12 protein-coding genes, 2 rRNA genes and 1 other annotated feature are annotated in these 17,110 nt (G+C 50.9%); of the genes, 7 read left to right on the top strand and 7 right to left on the bottom strand.

The annotated features are described in order from the left end of the window. Window positions 1-3: 3 nt before the first annotated feature. From dgcN to OGY37_RS16965, 3 genes are all read right to left on the bottom strand, one after another. Window positions 4-1,227, bottom strand: coding sequence for a diguanylate cyclase DgcN/YfiN (gene dgcN, locus OGY37_RS16975; RefSeq protein WP_286621297.1), 1,224 nt, complete (start codon window positions 1,225-1,227; stop codon window positions 4-6). Next, the gene (gene yfiR / locus OGY37_RS16970) at window positions 1,220-1,738 is read right to left on the bottom strand and encodes a regulatory sequestration protein YfiR (protein WP_148361624.1); all 519 of its coding nucleotides are present in this window, start codon (window positions 1,736-1,738) and stop codon (window positions 1,220-1,222) included. The genes dgcN and yfiR overlap by 8 nt, the downstream gene beginning before the upstream one ends. A gap of 158 nt (window positions 1,739-1,896) precedes the next feature. Next, the gene (locus OGY37_RS16965; protein ID WP_286621295.1) at window positions 1,897-2,271 is read right to left on the bottom strand and encodes a DUF2799 domain-containing protein; all 375 of its coding nucleotides are present in this window, start codon (window positions 2,269-2,271) and stop codon (window positions 1,897-1,899) included. A 216-nt stretch (window positions 2,272-2,487) separates the two neighbouring features. On the opposite strand from OGY37_RS16965, the gene aroF reads away from it, so the two are divergent. Together aroF and tyrA are read left to right on the top strand one after the other, a co-directional pair. Next, entirely contained in the window at window positions 2,488-3,558 is a 1,071-nt protein-coding gene (aroF, locus tag OGY37_RS16960; protein ID WP_003031241.1) for a 3-deoxy-7-phosphoheptulonate synthase AroF, read from the top strand. A 10-nt stretch (window positions 3,559-3,568) separates the two neighbouring features. Beyond that, window positions 3,569-4,690 carry a bifunctional chorismate mutase/prephenate dehydrogenase gene (gene tyrA / locus OGY37_RS16955; RefSeq protein ID WP_149281622.1) on the top strand — a complete coding sequence of 374 codons (1,122 nt, stop codon included), beginning with the start codon at window positions 3,569-3,571 and terminating at the stop codon, window positions 4,688-4,690. Window positions 4,691-4,786: 96 nt separating this feature from the next. On the opposite strand, the gene pheA is transcribed toward tyrA, so the two are convergent. From pheA to bamD, 4 genes are all read right to left on the bottom strand, one after another. After that, on the bottom strand, window positions 4,787-5,947 hold the full coding sequence (pheA, locus tag OGY37_RS16950) for a bifunctional chorismate mutase/prephenate dehydratase (RefSeq protein WP_003826458.1): 1,161 nt from the start codon (window positions 5,945-5,947) through the stop codon (window positions 4,787-4,789). 22 nt (window positions 5,948-5,969) lie between these two features. Further along, window positions 5,970-6,095: a sequence feature (Phe leader region), on the bottom strand. Further along, window positions 6,047-6,094 (bottom strand): pheA operon leader peptide PheL, encoded by a 48-nt coding sequence (pheL, locus tag OGY37_RS16945; RefSeq protein ID WP_100250063.1) that lies wholly within the window; start codon window positions 6,092-6,094, stop codon window positions 6,047-6,049. (Overlaps the previous feature by 48 nt.) Before the next feature lie 102 nt (window positions 6,096-6,197). After that, entirely contained in the window at window positions 6,198-6,536 is a 339-nt protein-coding gene (raiA, locus tag OGY37_RS16940; RefSeq protein ID WP_003031244.1) for a ribosome-associated translation inhibitor RaiA, read from the bottom strand. A gap of 269 nt (window positions 6,537-6,805) precedes the next feature. Next, window positions 6,806-7,543 carry an outer membrane protein assembly factor BamD gene (bamD, locus tag OGY37_RS16935; RefSeq protein ID WP_003826460.1) on the bottom strand — a complete coding sequence of 246 codons (738 nt, stop codon included), beginning with the start codon at window positions 7,541-7,543 and terminating at the stop codon, window positions 6,806-6,808. A gap of 131 nt (window positions 7,544-7,674) precedes the next feature. Between bamD and rluD the strand changes: the two genes are divergently transcribed. The 5 genes from rluD to OGY37_RS16910 form a co-directional block, all read left to right on the top strand. Next, the gene (gene rluD / locus OGY37_RS16930) at window positions 7,675-8,655 is read left to right on the top strand and encodes a 23S rRNA pseudouridine(1911/1915/1917) synthase RluD (RefSeq protein WP_003826464.1); all 981 of its coding nucleotides are present in this window, start codon (window positions 7,675-7,677) and stop codon (window positions 8,653-8,655) included. Next, complete coding sequence (yfiH, locus tag OGY37_RS16925) at window positions 8,652-9,383, top strand: purine nucleoside phosphorylase YfiH (RefSeq protein WP_198579088.1); 732 nt, start codon at window positions 8,652-8,654, stop codon at window positions 9,381-9,383. Before rluD ends, yfiH begins: the two co-directional genes overlap by 4 nt. Before the next feature lie 129 nt (window positions 9,384-9,512). Further along, a complete protein-coding gene (gene clpB / locus OGY37_RS16920) occupies window positions 9,513-12,086 on the top strand; it encodes an ATP-dependent chaperone ClpB (RefSeq protein ID WP_003826468.1) in 2,574 nt (857 codons plus the stop codon). A gap of 451 nt (window positions 12,087-12,537) precedes the next feature. Continuing rightward, a 16S ribosomal RNA gene (locus OGY37_RS16915) occupies window positions 12,538-14,079 on the top strand. A gap of 235 nt (window positions 14,080-14,314) precedes the next feature. Next, a 23S ribosomal RNA gene (locus tag OGY37_RS16910) occupies window positions 14,315-17,110 on the top strand; the annotation flags it as partial.

Genomic DNA, 17,110 nt, shown 5'->3' with positions numbered 1-17,110 from the left:
TTATTATTTAATAATGCGTTCAGAACGCAAATGTTTAGCCTGATACATATTTTGATCGGCAAGTTCTTGTAATTTTTCGGCAGAGGCATGTTCCCACGTCAGCGCAAACCCAATGCTGAGTGTCATGCTTGCCAGATGACCATTATGCAGGTCAAAAGGTCGGTTAAACTCTTGTGACAGTGCCGCGCAGATCCGCTGAACCTCATATTCAGAGTGAACGCTATACAGCACCATAGCGAACTCATCGCCGCCAAGTCTGTATGGGTAATGGCGACTCCCCCCAAACTCGGATAACCTTTTTGCGACTTCAATCAGGACCCGATCCCCCGCTGCGTGGCCCCAGGTATCATTAATAAATTTAAAATTATCGCCATCAAGGAATAACAATGCCGAGCTGCTGTGCGCTGCGTCGTCATTCATTAGGGCATTTATGCTGCTGCGAAATGCGGCGCGATTAGCCAGACCCGTCAGAGGATCATGTAGTGCAGTACGCAAAAGCTGAGCGTTTTTTGCCTGCAGTTTAAGTTGCCACTCCTCCATCTCGTCCAGCAGACTATTAAAGTCCAGGGCAAAGAGATGAAACTCTTCAATGCGTTCCTCTGATACGCGCCGTGAAAAGTTACGATTGGTACGAACATCATGTACCACCTCGGTAATGTTTTGCAGTGCATCCACAACGCCATTGTGTAAATAGCGAGTGAGCATTAATGCAATACCGGATGCCAACAGAATGCACCCGGTAAGGACGGCCAGCGACAAATAGATGAAATGACTGATAACGCTATCGCGCGCAGTCAATCGTACTTCACCGATGACGTTGCCATTATGCAAAATTGGCTGAGTGACCGGTTGTGGGAACAGCCAGTGGCTGATAATCCCGCTGATTTTTTCAGTGGTATCCTGCGCGTTATAGCGCCAGGTGGCGATCACCTTCTGGTTTTTATTACGAACTTCTGCAACAGAAAATTGCCCCTGCTGGCCCAGTGCCGCCAGCGTTTCAGTTGCTGCAACACTATCAGAAAAGACTAATGCAGCTTCGAGCGTACGGGTCATAGTAGCGGCAGTCAGATCCAGATTCTTTTGCGCATACTGTCTTAATGCCAGCACGGAAGAAATGCTGAGCAGCAGCCAGATCAGCATCATGGTTACCAGAACGCTGATTATGCTGATACGCCGTAATGTCCGCTTAAACGTCGGGCGTGCTATGGGAGAATGGCCCTTATCCATGCTTATTATTCCGTGCAAGCATCAATACGTCTGGACTGACCCTTACGCCGCTGCGTGAAAGGGAATCCATATTTACGGAAAATCTCACATCTTCGTCTTTAATTATGAGGCAAAAGGCGCTGCCAATAACGCATTCGGGGTTCTGTTCAGCAATTAATAACAATGCCTTAGTCGGATATTTATTCTTTAATTCCACCTGATAAGTAGGGGATTCTTTTCCAAAATAAAAACCGTCACACTGCGAAACTAATATTTCTTGTTCCGTACGGATGATGACGGGAAGATAGGGTAATGCGCCTGCACTGGTATCTTTCAGGACACTGGAAAAACGCGATGAAGAGAAAATACACAGTTTTGGGGGCCCGGAAAGTGCAGGCCAGCGTGTATAACTGACGATGCCGGAAACCATAGTGCGTACAGATTTTGCTTCTTCCGTAACGCTTTGGGCATACAGCGGTAATCCGGTCAGGAGCAGTGCCAGTAGAAGTATGAGTCGGTAAGAATAGCTCATGAATAGTTACCTACCAGCGTTTGCTGTAAAACGTCGAAATACATTCAAGATTGTTTGCAACAAAATAACATTATTTTCCTAAGCCGTCATTATTCCTGGAATAATGCTATTGGTGATTTAAGTTAAATCTTAATGGTTTATAAAATATAAACCATTGTTTAATTTAACCTTATCGAGGCGGCACCCTCGTTTGCCCCTTGCTGCCAGGCGCTGTGTAACTGGTCAACATTTTCGACCGTATCACAACTTGAGGGAAAAGTTTTCCCGGTCAGGCCTCTGGCATAAACAAAATCCTGCTGGCAGGTTTTACGCTGTCCCTCGGCGTAACCCTTAAGGTATTCCGTACGATCGACGTTGCGGTCATTGTAGTTGTCGGCAAGCGTTTCATTATCTTTAACGGCATAGCCCGAAATGGCATCTTGTATCCCGGCGTCGTACCAGTCGGTACCAGTCCAGGTAGGGGCATGGGTGTAGGGGTCTATCTGACATCCGCTAAGAAGTAATAGAAACAAGATGCTGATGAGTTGCTTCATTGCCTGTGCTCCTTCGTTTTTTTAAGCATAGTGGATCTGAAAATTCGGTGGTGTAAATTTAAATGTACATTTATAAGGGCTGTTTTTTCCCTTAAAATAGCGCAATGTAAATTAAAATTTACGGATTGTGGATTGAAATCTTTACCTGTTGTGATATCGTTATTTCCTCCTCGCTGAGGATCAACTATCGCAAACGAGCAAAACAGGATCACCATCATGCAAAAAGACGCGCTGAACAACGTACATATTACCGACGAACAGGTTCTGATGACCCCGGAGCAGCTGAAAGCTGAATTTCCGCTGAGTCAGGAGCAAGAGGCGCAAATCGCCCAGTCGCGTAAAACCATCTCAGATATTATCTCCGGTCGCGATCCGCGCCTGCTGGTCGTATGTGGCCCATGCTCCATTCACGATCCTGAAATGGCTATTGAGTACGCTCGTCGATTTAAAGCCCTTGCCGCAGAGGTCAGCGATAGCCTCTACCTGGTGATGCGCGTCTATTTTGAAAAACCCCGTACCACCGTCGGCTGGAAAGGGTTAATTAACGATCCTCATATGGATGGCTCTTTTGATGTTGAAGCAGGTCTGAAAATTGCGCGTCAGCTGCTGCTTGAACTGGTAAATATGGGACTGCCGCTGGCAACTGAAGCGCTGGATCCAAATAGCCCGCAATACCTGGGCGATCTGTTTAGCTGGTCCGCAATCGGTGCCCGTACCACGGAATCGCAGACTCACCGCGAAATGGCTTCCGGTCTTTCGATGCCGGTTGGCTTTAAGAATGGTACCGACGGTAGCCTGGCGACCGCCATTAATGCTATGCGTGCGGCTGCGCAGTCGCACCGCTTTGTCGGTATTAATCAGGCCGGGCAGGTTGCACTGCTGCAAACACAGGGGAATCCGGACGGTCACGTGATCCTGCGCGGGGGTAAAGCGCCGAACTACAGCCCGGCAGATGTCGCCCAGTGCGAAAAAGAGATGGAGCAGGCGGGACTACGACCTTCTCTGATGGTAGATTGCAGTCATGGTAATTCCAATAAAGATTACCGCCGTCAGCCTGCCGTGGCTGAATCCGTGATTGCACAAATCAAAGATGGCAACCGCTCGATCATTGGCTTGATGATTGAAAGTAATATTCACGAAGGCAACCAGTCTTCTGAACAGCCGCGCAGCGAAATGAAATACGGCGTATCCGTAACTGACGCCTGCATTAGCTGGGAAATGACGGATGCGCTGCTGCGTGAAATTAGCCAGGATTTAAACGGCCAGCTGTCGGCGCGTGTAGCATAAGAGGTTGGTTATGGTTGCTGAATTGACCGCATTACGCGATCAAATTGATGAAGTCGACAAGGCGCTGCTGGATTTACTGGCACGCCGCCTGGAGCTGGTTGCCGAGGTCGGTGAAGTAAAAAGCCGCTTTGGGCTTCCGATTTACGTGCCGGAACGGGAAGCCTCTATGCTTGCCTCTCGTCGCGCGGAAGCGGAAGCCCTTGGAGTGCCGCCGGACTTGATTGAAGATGTGCTACGCCGCGTTATGCGTGAGTCCTACTCCAGTGAGAACGATAAAGGGTTTAAAACGCTTTGTCCTTCTCTGCGGCCGGTGGTGATCGTCGGCGGCGGCGGTCAGATGGGGCGTCTGTTCGAGAAAATGCTCACTCTGTCAGGTTATCAGGTGCGGATCCTGGAACAGCAGGACTGGGAGCGCGCAGCTGAGATCGTCTCTGATGCCGGCATGGTGATCGTCAGCGTGCCGATCCACGTCACCGAGCAGGTGATCGCCAAATTACCGCGTCTGCCTTCTGACTGCATTCTGGTGGATCTGGCTTCGGTGAAAAACGGTCCTTTGCAGGCGATGCTGGCTGCGCATGATGGCCCGGTGGTGGGGTTACACCCGATGTTTGGTCCGGACAGCGGCAGCCTGGCCAAGCAGGTCGTCGTCTGGTGTGATGGACGTCAGCCGGAAGCCTATCAGTGGTTTCTGGAACAGATTCAGGTATGGGGTGCGCGACTGCATCGGATTAGCGCCGTTGAACACGACCAGAACATGGCGTTTATTCAGGCACTGCGTCACTTTGCGACCTTTGCTTACGGTCTGCATTTAGCGGAAGAGAACGTTCAACTGGAGCAGTTGCTGGCACTATCTTCGCCGATTTACCGCCTTGAACTGGCAATGGTTGGCCGTCTGTTTGCCCAGGATCCGCAGCTCTATGCCGATATTATTATGTCGTCTGAGAGCAACCTTGCGCTGATTAAACGCTACTACCAACGTTTTGGCGAGGCGATCGGTTTGCTGGAGCAGGGCGATAAGCAAGCGTTTATCGACAGCTTCCGTAAGGTGGAGCACTGGTTTGGCGATTATGCGAAACGCTTCCAGAGTGAAAGCCGTACTTTGTTACGTCAGGCGAATGACAGCCGTCCTTAATTAAGATGCCGGATGGCGGCTTCGCCTTATCCGGCCTTCAAAAATCGTATGAATCGTAGGCCGGATAAGCGTAGCGCCATCCGGCATTGTCAAACGTTAGCTCGGATCGACTGGCACCACGTTCTCACTTGGATAGCATCCCAGTACTTTCATCGAACGCGTAATCTCACCCAGCTCTTTCAATGCTTTTTGCATCTGGGGCGATTCCAGGTTGGCCTGGATATCAAGATAAAACATCTCTTCCCACGGATTGCCGTGAATCGGGCGTGACTCCAGTTTAGTCATAATCAGATTATGGTTACGCAGTACCAGCAGCGCCTCAACCAGCGCACCGGCCTGTTGTCCTGTTGCCATCAGCAGCGTGGTTTTTGCCGGAACCTGGTCGGATACATTGATTGCTTTACGTGCCAGCACCACGAAACGGGTGATGTTTTGCGACTGGTTAGCCTCAATATGTTCGAGAACCTGCAATCCATACAGTACGCCTCCGGCTTCGCTCCCCAGGGCCGCCACGCGCGGTGAGTTAGCCTGCGCAACTTTTTCCATCGCCGCAGAGGTGCTTTCGGTGTACTCAATCTTCCAGTGCGGGTAGCGATTCAGGAACTTGCTGCACTGCTGGAACGGCTGCGGATGACTATATACCGTTTCAATGGTCTCAAGATCCGTTGTGCCAGACACCAGTACACAGTGGTCTATTGTAATGGTCATCTCGCCAACGATAGACAGGCTGGTGTGCTGAAGCAGGTCGTAAACGTCGTTAATCCCACCGGAGCTGGTGTTTTCAATCGGAACTACAGCATAGTCAGCCTGTCCGGTTTCGACCTGATTAAAGATATCGGCAAATTTTGCGCAGCCGCTTTCAATAAATTGTTCAAAATGGCGGGCAGCGTACTGACGTGCTGCGAGGTGAGAATATGACCCTTTTGGCCCAAGGAAGGCCACGCGTGCGGAGTGTGGGTTAATTTTGTTCAGGTGCTGCTGGAGCAGTGCCTGTTGAGTCAGGACGGAGTCTTCGATGATGAGCTGGAACAGGCGAGTAATGTAGTGAGCATCAAGATGATGTGCTTTGCCAAGCTGAATGAGTCGGTCCAAAAGGTCACGTTCACGGTCGATATCACGAACCGGACGATGCGAAAGCAGTTTGGCTTTACCAACTTCTACGGCCAGTCCACGTCGCTCAGCCAGCAGGGCCAGTAATTTTTCATCCAGCGTGCTGATCTTATCGCGCAGCGCCAGCAATGGGTTTTCCGATGTCATAGTGTTGCCTTTCTTGTTATCAATAAAAAAGGCCCCCCGTTGTGGGAGGCCTTATTGTTCGTCTTCGCATTCTTTATCACACGACGAAACGCCTCCCATTCAGGGGAAGGTAAAAAAGAATGCGAAGAAGAACGGGACAAGTTTCATGTAATTTTCCTTTGGCTACGTCAGTAAAGTACCCGTACTGTTTTCACCCTGTCAACAAAAAACGCGCCCGAAGGCGCGTTGGCGATACACTCAATGTAAGGGACTACTCTTCTTCTGCTTCGACGAAGTTGGCGTCTTTGACTGAAGTTGTTGCACGACGGGCTTCGCCTTTGTGCTGCACTTTATTGAGCTGCCGTTCCAGCTTGTTGATCAAATCGTTAATTGCGGTGTACATATCCTCGTGTTTTGCGCTGGCGACCAGATGTCCGTTCGGTGTATTGATGGTGGCATCAGCAATGAAACCCTGTGGCTCCTTAGACAGAATGATATGTGGATTAATCAGATGAGTTTGCCATTTTTCTAGTTTGGCGAGACGGTCTGCGACATGCTGGCGAATTGCCGGAGTAATTTCCATTTGTTTACTGGTAATGTTCATTGTCATAAATTTTACCTCTTGTCTTTCCCGTCTTGGTGATTCCAGCATACCGTTCCTAATGTCAAAATGTGTGATCTAAATCACATTATTTTGTCGCTTTTTGTCAAGAAAACCTTTTTGTGAGGCACCGCAGGAACAGGCGATTTTTTACTTGAGGAATACCTGAAAGCAGGCCATATTTGATGGGATGCGTCGGAGCTAAACCGCTTCAGTTGTGGCGTTAACGGATAAAAAAACGGCAGCCCTTGGGCTGCCGTTTTGCATTCTGAGGCAAATCAGGTATTGCTGCTGTTGGCGGCAATGATTTTCGCGACTTTTTCAGCCTGCGCATTCATCTGCATCTGGCGATAAGCGTTTTCCATCAACGGCAGGGCATTACGTGTTGCCTGGGTATCCGGGTAGTCGCGCAGCATGCCTTCCACACGGTTTACCACGGCAACCCATGCGCCGCGGGCAGTGTAGTATTCTGCAACGGAGTATTCATACTTCGCCAGCCGGTCTTTCAGGAACACCAGACGTTTGGTGGCGTCAGTGGTGTACTGGCTATTCGGATACCCACGCACCAGTTTGGAAAAGTCATTAAACGCAGCTCGGGCATGTTGTGGATCGCGATCGCTGCGATCAACACCAAAGAATCCTTGCAGTGCGCTATCATCCAACGCCATATTGGTCAGGCCACGCATATACATGACATAATCAATGTTAGGGTGTGTCGGGTTAAGACGGATAAAACGATCGATGGCAGCCTGAGCAAGTGGCAGATCGGCGTTTTTGTAGTAGGCATAGATGAGATCTAATTGCACCTGCTGAGAATACGGTCCAAATGGATAACGGTTATCCAACGCTTCCAATTGCGTTATTGCCTGTTTCCAGTTACCGTCCTGCAGCTTTTGCTGAGCAGTCGCGTAGATTTCATTTGGCGGATTATCGGGCACCTCTTCCTTTGAACCAGAGCAACCCGCCAAAAACAGGCTCAACGTGGCTGCTGCCACCAGATATTTCATGCGCGTCATGACGTTTTGACTTTCCTCAAAATGTAATACGGGAGATTCTCTGTTCCTGCTCCCGGTTAAGACCAGCTACAATAGCACACTATATTAAACGGCAAAGCCGTAAAACCCAACGTTAAACGAAGAAGCAGTTTATGGCACAACGAGTAGAACTCACCGCAACAGTCTCCGAAAATCAGCTCGGTCAACGCTTAGATCAGGCTTTGGCCGAATTGTTCCCTGATTATTCGCGATCGCGCATAAAAGAATGGATCCTCGACCAGCGCGTACTGGTAAATGACCAACTTTGCGATAAACCGAAAGAAAAAGTGTTGGGTGGAGAGCGTGTCTCCATCAACGCAGAAATTGATGAAGAGGTTCGTTTTGAACCTCAGGATATCCCACTGGATATCGTTTATGAAGATGACGACATTCTTGTCATCAACAAACCCCGTGACCTTGTAGTGCATCCGGGCGCCGGGAATCCCGATGGCACGGTATTGAATGCGTTACTGCATTACTACCCGCCAATCGCGGATGTTCCTCGTGCTGGTATCGTGCACCGTCTGGATAAAGACACGACCGGATTAATGGTGGTGGCAAAAACGGTTCCGGCGCAAACACGTTTGGTGGAGTCGTTGCAGCTGCGCGAAATTACCCGTGAGTACGAAGCCGTGGCGATTGGTCACATGACTGCTGGCGGAACCGTTGAGGAACCGATTAGCCGTCACCCGACCAAGCGTACGCACATGGCCGTACACCCAATGGGGAAACCGGCGGTAACGCACTATCGCATTATGGAACACTTCCGTGTGCACACGCGTCTGCGGTTGCGTCTGGAAACCGGACGTACGCACCAGATCCGCGTGCACATGGCACATATCACTCATCCTCTGGTGGGCGATCAGGTCTACGGTGGCCGTCCACGTCCACCGAAAGGCGCTTCTGACGAATTTATCTCCGTACTGCGTAAGTTCGACCGTCAGGCGCTGCATGCGACCATGCTGCGTTTGTATCACCCGATTTCCGGTATCGAAATGGAATGGCATGCGCCGATTCCACAAGATATGGTGCAATTGATTGAAGTGATGCGCGCTGATTTCGAAGAACACAAGGATGATATTGCCTGGCTATGAGTAAGCTAATTGTCCCGCAGTGGCCGATACCGCAAGGTGTCGCGGCGTGTAGTTCTACCCGTATTGGCGGAGTCAGTATGCCGCCTTACGATTCGCTGAATCTGGGCGCCCATTGCGGCGATAACTCGGAGCATGTTGAAGAGAACCGCAAACGACTGTTTGCTGCGGGCAATCTGCCGTCAAAGCCGGTCTGGCTGGAGCAGGTCCACGGTAAGGATGTCCTGAAACTGACCGGCGAGCCTTACGCCTCCAAACGTGCAGATGCGTCGTACAGCAACACGCCGGGCACCGTGTGTGCGGTGATGACCGCTGATTGTTTGCCGGTGTTGTTTTGCAATCGTGCCGGAACGGAAGTTGCTGCTGCCCATGCGGGTTGGCGCGGATTATGCGCCGGCGTGCTGGAAGAGACGGTGGCGTGTTTTGCCGACAAACCTGAAAACATTATTGCCTGGCTAGGCCCGGCGATAGGTCCAAACGCGTTTGAAGTTGGACCAGAAGTCCGCGAGGCGTTCATGACGAAAGATCCGCAAGCGGACCTTGCATTTGTGCCGCGCGGCGACAAGTATCTGGCGGATATCTACCAGCTTGCCCGTCAGCGCCTGGCCAATGTCGGCGTGGAGAATCTCTACGGTGGCGAACGTTGCACCTTCAGCGAAAGTGAGACGTTCTTCTCTTATCGTCGCGACAATACCACGGGTCGTATGGCAAGTTTTATTTGGCTGATATAACCTAAAGAATCAAGACGATCCGGTACGTGTAATTTTCTTTTCACATAATTCAGGTCATTCACCTTGAATAATTGAGGGATGACCTCATTTAATCTCCAGTAGCAATTTTGACCTGTTATGGGAGGAGTTATGCGTCTGGATCGTCTTACTAATAAATTCCAGCTTGCTCTTGCCGATGCCCAGTCACTCGCATTGGGGCACGACAATCAATTTATCGAACCACTTCATCTAATGAGCGCCTTGCTGAATCAGGAAGGGGGATCGGTACGTCCTTTATTAACGTCTGCTGGCATTAATGCTGGCCAGTTACGTACAGCCATTGACCAGGCGTTGAGCCGTTTGCCACAGGTAGAAGGTACCGGCGGCGATGTGCAGCCTTCTCAGGAACTGGTGCGTGTACTGAATCTTTGCGACAAGCTGGCGCAAAAACGTGGGGACAACTTTATTTCGTCAGAACTGTTCGTTCTGGCGGCGCTTGAGTCACGCGGTACGCTGACCGATTTATTAAAATCAGCAGGCGCGACGACCGCCAATATCACTCAGGCAATTGAACAAATGCGTGGAGGTGAAAGCGTGAATGACCAGGGGGCTGAAGACCAACGTCAGGCCTTGAAAAAATATACCGTCGATCTGACCGAACGTGCCGAACAGGGCAAACTCGATCCGGTCATCGGCCGTGATGAAGAAATTCGCCGTACCATTCAGGTGCTGCAACGTCGTACTAAAAATAACCCGGTGTTAATCGGTGAACCTGGCGTCGGTAAAACAGCCATTGTTGAAGGGCTGGCCCAACGCATCATCAATGGTGAAGTGCCGGAAGGCTTAAAAGGCCGTCGTGTGCTGGCGCTGGATATGGGCGCGCTGGTGGCTGGGGCAAAATATCGTGGTGAGTTCGAAGAACGTTTAAAAGGTGTGCTGAACGATCTCTCGAAACAGGAAGGCAACGTCATTCTGTTTATCGACGAATTGCATACCATGGTTGGGGCGGGTAAAGCCGATGGCGCAATGGACGCCGGGAACATGCTGAAACCTGCGTTGGCCCGTGGGGAGCTGCACTGCGTAGGTGCAACAACGCTTGATGAATATCGCCAGTACATCGAAAAAGATGCGGCGCTGGAACGTCGTTTCCAGAAAGTGTTTGTGGCTGAACCTTCAGTGGAAGACACCATCGCAATCTTGCGTGGCCTGAAAGAACGTTATGAACTGCACCATCATGTGCAGATTACTGACCCGGCGATTGTTGCGGCAGCTACGCTGTCTCACCGCTATATTGCCGATCGTCAGTTGCCGGATAAAGCTATCGACCTTATTGACGAAGCGGCATCCAGCATTCGTATGCAGATTGACTCCAAGCCGGAGGAACTCGACAGACTCGACCGCCGTATTATCCAGCTCAAACTGGAACAGCAGGCATTAATGAAAGAGTCTGATGAGGCAAGTAAAAAACGTCTCGATATGCTCAACGAAGAGCTGGACGACAAAGAACGCCAGTATTCTGAGTTAGAGGAAGAGTGGAAAGCTGAAAAAGCTTCCCTCTCGGGAACGCAAACTATCAAGGCTGAGCTGGAGCAGGCAAAAATCGCCATCGAACAGGCGCGCCGCGTTGGCGACCTGGCGCGGATGTCTGAACTGCAGTACGGCAAAATTCCTGAACTGGAAAAACAGCTGGAAGCAGCTACCCAGTCTGAAGGCAAAACCATGCGTCTGCTGCGTAATAAAGTCACGGATGCAGAAATTGCTGAGGTGCTGGCGCGCTGGACCGGGATCCCAGTTGCTCGCATGCTGGAAGGTGAACGGGAAAAACTGTTGCGTATGGAGCAGGAGCTGCACAGCCGCGTGATTGGTCAGAACGAAGCGGTGGAAGCCGTTTCTAACGCCATCCGTCGTAGCCGTGCGGGCTTGTCCGATCCGAATCGTCCGATTGGTTCATTCCTGTTCCTTGGTCCAACCGGTGTCGGTAAAACCGAACTGTGCAAAGCGCTGGCAAACTTTATGTTCGACAGTGACGATGCAATGGTGCGTATCGATATGTCCGAGTTTATGGAGAAACACTCCGTGTCTCGTTTGGTCGGGGCACCTCCGGGATATGTCGGTTATGAAGAAGGTGGTTACCTGACGGAAGCAGTACGTCGTCGTCCTTACTCTGTCATCTTGTTGGATGAAGTGGAGAAGGCGCATCCGGATGTGTTCAACATTCTGCTGCAGGTGCTTGATGATGGTCGTCTGACTGACGGACAGGGGAGAACGGTCGACTTCCGTAATACGGTTGTCATTATGACCTCAAACCTGGGTTCCGATCTGATCCAGGAACGCTTCGGTGAGCTGGATTACGGCCATATGAAAGATATGGTGCTGGGCGTTGTGAGCAATAACTTCCGCCCGGAATTCATCAACCGTATAGATGAGGTTGTTGTGTTCCACCCGCTGGGTGAGCAGCATATTGCTTCTATTGCTCAGATCCAGCTGCAGCGTCTGTATAAACGTCTGGAAGAGCGTGGCTATGAAATCCACATTTCTGACGAGGCGCTTAAACTGCTGAGTGCGAATGGTTACGATCCGGTGTATGGCGCGCGGCCATTGAAACGTGCTATCCAGCAACAGATCGAAAACCCGCTGGCGCAGCAAATTTTGTCTGGTGAGCTGATTCCGGGTAAAACGATTCGTCTGGAAGTGAATGACGATCGCATCGTGGCAGTGCAGTAAGTCACAATACAACAATAAACGGGCCCTGCGGGGCTCGTTTTTGTTTAAAATCCAGGCGGAAATGGACGTATTGATTGAAAAGTAATCGCTTAATAAGTTTTTTATATTTTTAACTTGTCAGCCTGAAATAACTCCCTATAATGCGCCTCCACTGACACGGAACAACGGATTACAGGATTACAAGCCGCCGGGTCAGCGGGGTTCCACTGAGAACTCCGGCGAAGAAAGCGAAATTAAATGCTTGACTTCGTGGCGGGATGGCGTAATATGCACACCCCGCGCCGCTGAGAAAAAGCGAAGCGGCACTGCTCTTTAACAATTTATCAGACAATCTGTGTGGGCACTCGAAGATACGGATTCTTAACGTCGCAAGACGAAAAATGAATACCAAGTCTCAACGAGTGAACACGTAATTCATTACGAAGTTTAATTCATTGAGCATCAAACTTTTAAATTGAAGAGTTTGATCATGGCTCAGATTGAACGCTGGCGGCAGGCCTAACACATGCAAGTCGAACGGTAGCACAGAGGAGCTTGCTCCTTGGGTGACGAGTGGCGGACGGGTGAGTAATGTCTGGGAAACTGCCCGATGGAGGGGGATAACTACTGGAAACGGTAGCTAATACCGCATAACGTCGCAAGACCAAAGAGGGGGACCTTCGGGCCTCTTGCCATCGGATGTGCCCAGATGGGATTAGCTAGTAGGTGGGGTAACGGCTCACCTAGGCGACGATCCCTAGCTGGTCTGAGAGGATGACCAGCCACACTGGAACTGAGACACGGTCCAGACTCCTACGGGAGGCAGCAGTGGGGAATATTGCACAATGGGCGCAAGCCTGATGCAGCCATGCCGCGTGTATGAAGAAGGCCTTCGGGTTGTAAAGTACTTTCAGCGAGGAGGAAGGTGTTGTGGTTAATAACCGCAGCAATTGACGTTACTCGCAGAAGAAGCACCGGCTAACTCCGTGCCAGCAGCCGCGGTAATACGGAGGGTGCAAGCGTTAATCGGAATTACTGGGCGTAAAGCGCACGCAGGCGGTCTGTCAAGTCGGATGTGAAATCCCCGGGCTCAACCTGGGAACTGCATCCGAAACTGGCAGGCTAGAGTCTTGTAGAGGGGGGTAGAATTCCAGGTGTAGCGGTGAAATGCGTAGAGATCTGGAGGAATACCGGTGGCGAAGGCGGCCCCCTGGACAAAGACTGACGCTCAGGTGCGAAAGCGTGGGGAGCAAACAGGATTAGATACCCTGGTAGTCCACGCCGTAAACGATGTCGACTTGGAGGTTGTGCCCTTGAGGCGTGGCTTCCGGAGCTAACGCGTTAAGTCGACCGCCTGGGGAGTACGGCCGCAAGGTTAAAACTCAAATGAATTGACGGGGGCCCGCACAAGCGGTGGAGCATGTGGTTTAATTCGATGCAACGCGAAGAACCTTACCTACTCTTGACATCCAGAGAACTTAGCAGAGATGCTTTGGTGCCTTCGGGAACTCTGAGACAGGTGCTGCATGGCTGTCGTCAGCTCGTGTTGTGAAATGTTGGGTTAAGTCCCGCAACGAGCGCAACCCTTATCCTTTGTTGCCAGCGGTTCGGCCGGGAACTCAAAGGAGACTGCCAGTGATAAACTGGAGGAAGGTGGGGATGACGTCAAGTCATCATGGCCCTTACGAGTAGGGCTACACACGTGCTACAATGGCATATACAAAGAGAAGCGACCTCGCGAGAGCAAGCGGACCTCATAAAGTATGTCGTAGTCCGGATTGGAGTCTGCAACTCGACTCCATGAAGTCGGAATCGCTAGTAATCGTGGATCAGAATGCCACGGTGAATACGTTCCCGGGCCTTGTACACACCGCCCGTCACACCATGGGAGTGGGTTGCAAAAGAAGTAGGTAGCTTAACCTTCGGGAGGGCGCTTACCACTTTGTGATTCATGACTGGGGTGAAGTCGTAACAAGGTAACCGTAGGGGAACCTGCGGTTGGATCACCTCCTTACCTTAAAGAACCTGCCTTTGTAGTGCTCACACAGATTGTCTGATGAATGATGAACTTCTGAATGTACTTTCGAGTGCATTAAGAAGTTTTGCTCTTTAAAAATCTGGATCAAGCTGAAAATTGAAACGACACACTGTTTCATTTCTCCGTAATAAGAAATGAAAAGCRGTGTGTTCGAGTCTCTCAAATTTTTGCAAACCGATGATGAATCGAAAGAAACATCTTCGGGTTGTGAGGTTAAGCGACTAAGCGTACACGGTGGATGCCCTGGCAGTCAGAGGCGATGAAGGACGTGCTAATCTGCGATAAGCGTCGGTAAGGTGATATGAACCGTTATAACCGGCGATTTCCGAATGGGGAAACCCAGTGTGTTTCGACACACTATCATTACGTGAATACATAGCGTAATGAAGCGAACCGGGGGAACTGAAACATCTAAGTACCCCGAGGAAAAGAAATCAACCGAGATTCCCCCAGTAGCGGCGAGCGAACGGGGAGCAGCCCAGAGTCTGAATCAGCATGTGTGTTAGTGGAAGCGTCTGGAAAGTCGCACGATACAGGGTGAAAGTCCCGTACACAAAAGTGCATGTGTTGTGAACTCGAAGAGTAGGGCGGGACACGTGGTATCCTGTCTGAATATGGGGGGACCATCCTCCAAGGCTAAATACTCCTGACTGACCGATAGTGAACCAGTACCGTGAGGGAAAGGCGAAAAGAACCCCGGCGAGGGGAGTGAAAAAGAACCTGAAACCGTGTACGTACAAGCAGTGGGAGCACCCTTTGGGGTGTGACTGCGTACCTTTTGTATAATGGGTCAGCGACTTATATTCTGTAGCAAGGTTAACCGAATAGGGGAGCCGAAGGGAAACCGAGTCTTAACTGGGCGTTAAGTTGCAGGGTATAGACCCGAAACCCGGTGATCTAGCCATGGGCAGGTTGAAGGTTGGGTAACACTAACTGGAGGACCGAACCGACTAATGTTGAAAAATTAGCGGATGACTTGTGGCTGGGGGTGAAAGGCCAATCAAACCGGGAGATAGCTGGTTCTCCCCGAAAGCTATTTAGGTAGCGCCTCGTGAATTCATCTTCGGGGGTAGAGCACTGTTTCGGCTAGGGGGTCATCCCGACTTACCAACCCGATGCAAACTGCGAATACCGAAGAATGTTATCACGGGAGACACACGGCGGGTGCTAACGTCCGTCGTGAAGAGGGAAACAACCCAGACCGCCAGCTAAGGTCCCAAAGTCATGGTTAAGTGGGAAACGATGTGGGAAGGCACAGACAGCCAGGATGTTGGCTTAGAAGCAGCCATCATTTAAAGAAAGCGTAATAGCTCACTGGTCGAGTCGGCCTGCGCGGAAGATGTAACGGGGCTAAACCATGCACCGAAGCTGCGGCAGCGACACTATGTGTTGTTGGGTAGGGGAGCGTTCTGTAAGCCGTTGAAGGTGTACTGTGAGGTATGCTGGAGGTATCAGAAGTGCGAATGCTGACATAAGTAACGATAATGCGGGTGAAAAACCCGCACGCCGGAAGACCAAGGGTTCCTGTCCAACGTTAATCGGGGCAGGGTGAGTCGACCCCTAAGGCGAGGCCGAAAGGCGTAGTCGATGGGAAACAGGTTAATATTCCTGTACTTGGTGTTACTGCGAAGGGGGGACGGAGAAGGCTATGTTAGCCGGGCGACGGTTGTCCCGGTTTAAGCATGTAGGCGGGAAGTTTAGGTAAATCCGGACTTCTTTTAACGCTGAGGTGTGATGACGAGGCACTACGGTGCTGAAGTAACAAATGCCCTGCTTCCAGGAAAAGCCTCTAAGCATCAGGTAACACGAAATCGTACCCCAAACCGACACAGGTGGTCAGGTAGAGAATACCAAGGCGCTTGAGAGAACTCGGGTGAAGGAACTAGGCAAAATGGTGCCGTAACTTCGGGAGAAGGCACGCTGATATGTAGGTGAAGTGATTTACTCATGGAGCTGAAATCAGTCGAAGATACCAGCTGGCTGCAACTGTTTATTAAAAACACAGCACTGTGCAAACACGAAAGTGGACGTATACGGTGTGACGCCTGCCCGGTGCCGGAAGGTTAATTGATGGGGTTATCCGTAAGGAGAAGCTCTTGATCGAAGCCCCGGTAAACGGCGGCCGTAACTATAACGGTCCTAAGGTAGCGAAATTCCTTGTCGGGTAAGTTCCGACCTGCACGAATGGCGTAATGATGGCCAGGCTGTCTCCACCCGAGACTCAGTGAAATTGAACTCGCTGTGAAGATGCAGTGTACCCGCGGCAAGACGGAAAGACCCCGTGAACCTTTACTATAGCTTGACACTGAACACTGGTCCTTGATGTGTAGGATAGGTGGGAGGCTTTGAAGTGTGGACGCCAGTCTGCATGGAGCCATCCTTGAAATACCACCCTTTAATGGCTGGTGTTCTAACGTAGACCCGTAATCCGGGTTGCGGACAGTGTCTGGTGGGTAGTTTGACTGGGGCGGTCTCCTCCTAAAGAGTAACGGAGGAGCACGAAGGTTAGCTAATCCTGGTCGGACATCAGGAGGTTAGTGCAAAGGCATAAGCTAGCTTGACTGCGAGAGTGACGGCTCGAGCAGGTGCGAAAGCAGGTCTTAGTGATCCGGTGGTTCTGAATGGAAGGGCCATCGCTCAACGGATAAAAGGTACTCCGGGGATAACAGGCTGATACCGCCCAAGAGTTCATATCGACGGCGGTGTTTGGCACCTCGATGTCGGCTCATCACATCCTGGGGCTGAAGTAGGTCCCAAGGGTATGGCTGTTCGCCATTTAAAGTGGTACGCGAGCTGGGTTTAGAACGTCGTGAGACAGTTCGGTCCCTATCTGCCGTGGGCGCTGGAGAATTGAGGGGGGCTGCTCCTAGTACGAGAGGACCGGAGTGGACGCATCACTGGTGTTCGGGTTGTCATGCCAATGGCATTGCCCGGTAGCTAAATGCGGAAGAGATAAGTGCTGAAAGCATCTAAGCACGAAACTTGCCCCGAGATGAGTTCTCCCTGA

It is taken from the genome of Citrobacter sp. Cpo030 (genome assembly GCF_030333005.1).
GTDB classification, from domain to species: Bacteria; Pseudomonadota; Gammaproteobacteria; order Enterobacterales; family Enterobacteriaceae; genus Citrobacter; species Citrobacter portucalensis.
This window is presented reverse-complemented; position numbering and strand designations above follow the sequence as displayed.